Origin of the sequence: Methylobacterium sp. WL18, assembly GCF_008040015.1 — a bacterium.
GTDB lineage: Bacteria > Pseudomonadota > Alphaproteobacteria > Rhizobiales > Beijerinckiaceae > Methylobacterium > Methylobacterium mesophilicum.
On record NZ_VRVD01000363.1, the window covers coordinates 1 to 4,776 of the forward strand.

General features: G+C 69.6%; 4 protein-coding genes. All 4 read left to right on the forward strand.

Features of this window, described 5'->3' with window-relative positions; translation table 11 throughout:
* Positions 1-632: ABC transporter substrate-binding protein (locus tag FV228_RS20615; protein ID WP_147856324.1), on the forward strand; the 632-nt coding region annotated here is incomplete at its 5' end.
* Between the two features lie 65 nt (positions 633-697).
* Positions 698-940: a hypothetical protein gene (locus FV228_RS20620; protein WP_147856325.1), complete on the forward strand. Its 243-nt coding sequence runs from the start codon at positions 698-700 to the stop codon at positions 938-940.
* 532 nt (positions 941-1,472) lie between these two features.
* Positions 1,473-2,726, forward strand: coding sequence for an FAD-dependent oxidoreductase (locus tag FV228_RS20625; protein ID WP_246693968.1), 1,254 nt, complete (start codon positions 1,473-1,475; stop codon positions 2,724-2,726).
* Positions 2,727-2,827: 101 nt separating this feature from the next.
* The gene (locus FV228_RS20630) at positions 2,828-4,639 is read left to right on the forward strand and encodes a NirA family protein (protein ID WP_147856327.1); all 1,812 of its coding nucleotides are present in this window, start codon (positions 2,828-2,830) and stop codon (positions 4,637-4,639) included.
* Positions 4,640-4,776: the final 137 nt, after the last annotated feature.

A 4,776-nucleotide genomic window follows, 5' to 3' on the forward strand; every position in this document is an offset into this window, starting at 1 on the left:
CGCTCGGCACCGTGCATCCGTTCTCCTGCCACAGCTATCAGCTGCGGCTGTTCGCCGAGGCCGGCGGCCTCGACCCGTCGGCCTTCCGCACGGTCGTGGTCCCACCCCAGCACAGCGTCGAGGCCCTGGCCCGCGGCCTGGTCGACGGCTACTGCGCGGGCGCGCCCTGGAACGATGTCGCGGTGGCGGCCGGCCACGGGCGGATTGCGGCACTCGGTTGCGACCTCGCACCGGACGCCCCCGAGAAGGTCCTTGCCGTGTCGGGCCGGCTCGACGACGCGCTGCTGCCCCTCGTCCGGGCGGTGGCGCGGGCCGGCCAATGGTGCGCGGACCCGGCCAACCGCACCGACCTGATCCATTGCCTCGCGCACCGGACCTATCTCGACCTCGACGTCGAACTCGTGGCCCGGGGCTTCGCAGGCGATGCGATGCTGGACGCGGTCGGCGCGACGCGGCCGATGCCGAGCCGTCTCGACCTGGGCGCGGCCGTGCAGGAGCCGCGGCCCGAGGCCGCGCGCTGGCTCGTGGCACAGATGGCTGCCGCGCAGCAGATCCCGCCGGGGCGACACCCTGAGGCCGAAGCAGCCGCCATCTACAGGTCCGACCTGTACCGGGCCGCCATGGCGCTCTGAGCGGCAGCAGACGCCACGCGCATTTCGTCATTCGGCCGTTGCCGGGATGCGGCGGATCGGGAACGTTGCCAGGTCTCGGCCGTTGTCGCTTCGCCATGCCCGGATGCCGTAAACTCGATACCGAATCGTCGACATCGCATCCGCGCAGCCGGATCGAGCTCCGACGCTATGTTCGTCGCGGCGCCAAGGCTCCGCGCGCCAGCAACGACAACCGCCGTGCCGGCGGTGTCCCGTCCTGGTATTGGGTCCTCGTGGCCGGCGCTATGCCGACCCTGGGCCTGCTGGCGATGCTCTCGACCCTGATCTGAATCGCATCGGGTATCTGACCCGAACCGGTGGGCAGTTCGCTGCTTCTCCGCCCTTGCGAGTAGAGCGGAGCAACCCATCGTGGGCCGCTCTCCAAGCGTATCGGACCCTTACGTGGCTTCGCTCCGCCCGCAATGGCGGCGGAGGGCGATGCCGCTGCCGTCTGTTCACGTTTGCAAAGACCGCCGGGACGCCAGTTCGGCCGCCACGGCGATGATCGTTTAAGCGACCACCCGCCTGCTTTTTATGCAGTGCAATGCACCACGCTTCAGCGTGCAAGGCCTTCTAGGCTACCGAAATTTATTTCGCAATCAGAACACCTTACCGATGCGGATCGTGCTTGGCACAGGATCTGCTTGATAGCTCGCGTCCGTCAACGGCGACGGGCAGCGCCGTCAGCGAGGCCGCTGATCCGGTTCTCCTGCGGCAGAAGCCTGCCCCGGGGGATGACCGGCAGCGGCTTTTTCGTGGGCGGTCCGCCGACGATCCTGCACTCGAGGTTCCCGACGCGATCGAGAGATGGCGACATCCCCAATGGATACCAGCGCACACGATTCGCGCGCCGAGACCGGCCTTCCACGCGAGCGGCTCGTCGTCGTTGGCAACGGCATGGCCTCGCTCCGCTTCCTGGAGCGCCTGACCGAAGGGTCGCCCGGCCGCTTCGACGTGACCTGCGTCGGCGCCGATCCGAAGGCTGCCTATAACCGGGTCCTGCTGTCCTCGCTGCTGGGTGGCGAAGTCGACGAGGCGGCCTGCGAATTCCGCGGCCTCGACTGGTACGCGGCCCACGGCATCCGCCTGATCACCGGCGCCCCGGTCACCCAGATCGACCGTGAGAACGGGTTGGTGATCGTGGGAGAGACCCACGTTCTGCCCTTCGACAAGCTCGTGCTGGCGGTGGGGTCCCTGCCGATCCGCCTGCCCAAGCCCGGCATGGACCTCCCCGGAGTGATCACGTTCCGCGACCTCGCCGACGTGGCGGCGATCCGCAAGGTCGCCGTGCAGCACGCCCGGGCGATCGTCATCGGCGGCGGCCTGCTCGGGCTGGAGGCCGCGGTCGGCCTGGCACGGCTGGGGGTCGACACGACCCTGCTCCACGTCATGGACCGGTTGATGGAGCGCCAGCTCGACCATCACGCCGCGGGGCTGGTGAAGCGGGCCATGGAGGCCCGCGGCGTGCGGGTGCTGCTCAAGGCCGACACCGCCCGGGTCGAGGGTGACGGCCGGGTCGAGCGCCTGATCCTGGCCGACGGGACCGTACTCCCAGCCGACCTCGTGGTGATGTCCGTGGGGGTGCGCCCCTCGGTTGCCCTGGCGCAGGGGGCGGGGCTGGAGATCGGCCGCGGGATCAAGGTCGACGACCGGATGACCACCTCGGACGCCAACGTCTTCGCCCTCGGGGAATGCGCCGAGCATCGCGGCCTGATCTACGGGCTGGTCGAGCCGGCCTACGAGCAGGCCGACACCCTGGCCCGCCACCTCGCCGGCCAGAGCGCCGCCTATGCCGGCACGTCGCTCGCCACCAGCCTCAAGGTCTCCGGGCTGCCGGTCTTCTCCGCCGGCCTGGTGGACACCCCCGAGGATGCCGAGGCGATCGTCCTGTCCGATCCCGGCGCCGGGCTCTACCGCAAGCTGCTGGTGCGGGACGGCCGGCTGATCGGTGCCGTGTTCGTGGGCGACATCGCCGAGCAGGGCGCCTGTAAGGGCCTGATCCGCTCCGGCGATCCGGTCGAGAACCTCGATGATCTGATGTTCGGGCGCCCGGCGCCCGAGCAACTGGCTGCTTAGTTCCCCGGCCGATCGGCAGGGGAACTAAGCCTTTGATTTTACACGCTCGCTTACGCCTAACCGGCATCCACTTCGGCGGCGAGCGATCCAGGGAGGCGCAGATGGCCGAGACCACCCCACAGACCGCCCCGGACGGCTTCAACCCCGAGCAGAAGCGCTACCTCGAAGGCTTCGCCTCGGGCGTCGCCGCGGCCCGCCTGACCGGCGGCCTGGCGATCGGGCAGGGCCCGGCCGCGCCGGCCGAGCCCACCGGGCCGGATGCGATCCACATCAAGGCGCAGGACAAGACCGTCAAGGATGGCGGCAAGCTCTGCGAGCAGGAGAAGTGGAAGCGCGCCGAGAACCCGTTCGACGGCCATAACCGCCTGATCGCCGATGCCGCCGCCGGCAAGCAGCCGAAGCCCGAGGACAATTTCCGCTGGCGCTACCACGGCCTGTTCTGGGTCGCCCCGAACCAGGTCAGCTACATGGCCCGCCTGCGGATCCCCAACGGCATCCTGCACCATTGGCAATTCGCGGGCGTCGCCGACCTCGCCGACCGGCACGGCGGCGGCTACGTCCACGTGACGACGCGCGCCAACCTGCAGGTGCGCGAGATCGGCCCCGAGCACGCCCAGCCGTTCCTGGACGGGCTCGTGGATATCGGCCTCACCGCCCGCGGCTCGGGGGCCGACAACATCCGCAACGTCACCGGCTCGTCCACCGCCGGCATCGACAGCCAGGAGTTGCTGGATACCCGCCCGCTGGCGAAATCCTGGAACAACTGGATCATCAACGACCGCTCGCTCTACGGCCTGCCACGCAAGTTCAACGTTGCCTTCGACGGCGGCGGCGTGATGCCGACCCTGGAGGAGACCAACGATATCGGCTTCCAGGCGATCGAGGTTCTGGACGGCGCCGCGGTGGCCGCGGGCGTCTACATGCGCCTCGTGCTCGGCGGCATCTCCGGCCATCGGGACCTCGCCCGCGACACCGGCATCGTCCTGAAGCCCGAGGATTGCAACGCGGTCGCGGACGCGATCATCCGGGTGTTCATCGAGAACGGCGACCGGACCAACCGCAACAAGAGCCGGATGAAGTACGTCCTCGACGCCTGGGGCTTCGACAAGTACATCGCCGCCGTCGAGGACAAGCTGGGCCGCAAGCTCGACCGGGTCGATCCCGCCCATGTGGCGCCGCGCCGGCCCACCGACCGGTTCGCCCATGTCGGCGTCCACGCCCAGAAGCAGCCCGGCCTCAACTGGATCGGTGTCGTCCTGCCGGTAGGCAAGATGACCAGCGACCAGGTCCGGGCGCTGGCCGAGATCGCCCGCGACTGCGGCGACGGCCAGATCCGCCTCACCGTCTGGCAGAACTTTATTTTTTCAGGGATTCCGGATGCGAAGGTGTCCGAGGTCGAGAGCCGTATCCTCGAACTCGGCCTGACCACCAAGGCGGCCGGCATCCGCTCCGGCCTCGTCGCCTGCACCGGCGCCCGGGGCTGCAAGTTCGCCGCCTCCGACACCAAGGGCCACGCGCTGATCATCGCCGACCATGTCGAGCGCACCGTCACCGAGCTCGACGTGCCGGTGAACGTTCACCTCACCGGCTGCCACCATTCCTGCGCCCAGCACTACATCGGCGATATCGGGCTGATCGGCGCCAAGGTGGTCGTCTCGGAGGAGGGCGACACCGTCGAGGGCTACGACATCGTGGTCGGCGGCGGCTTCGCCGAGAACCCGAAGATCGGCACCGAGATCTGGAAGGCCGTGAAGGCCGAGGACGCGCCGTTCCGGGTCGAGGCGCTGCTGCGCACCTACCTGGCCCGCCGGGAAAGCCCGGACGAGAGCTTCCAATCCTTCACCGCCCGCACTGGCGCCGAAGCCCTGCGGGACGCCGCCGAGGAACAGCCCGCCCTGAAGGCCGCCGCATGACCCAGCACGTCGCGCCCCCCCTCGTCCTGATCCCCGAGACCGCGCCCTTCGACGCCGACCAGCGCTCGTGGCTCTCGGGCTACTTCGCGGCCCTGCTCGGCCCCGCCGTGACGGGAGCCACCGCCCTCGCTCCCGGC

Bases quoted from the DNA above. Each gene is read 5' to 3' on its own strand.
- FV228_RS20625 (WP_246693968.1), top strand. From the start codon at position 1,473: ATGGATACCAGCGCACACGATTCGCGCGCCGAGACCGGCCTTCCACGC.
- FV228_RS20630 (WP_147856327.1), top strand. From the start codon at position 2,828: ATGGCCGAGACCACCCCACAGACCGCCCCGGACGGCTTCAACCCCGAG.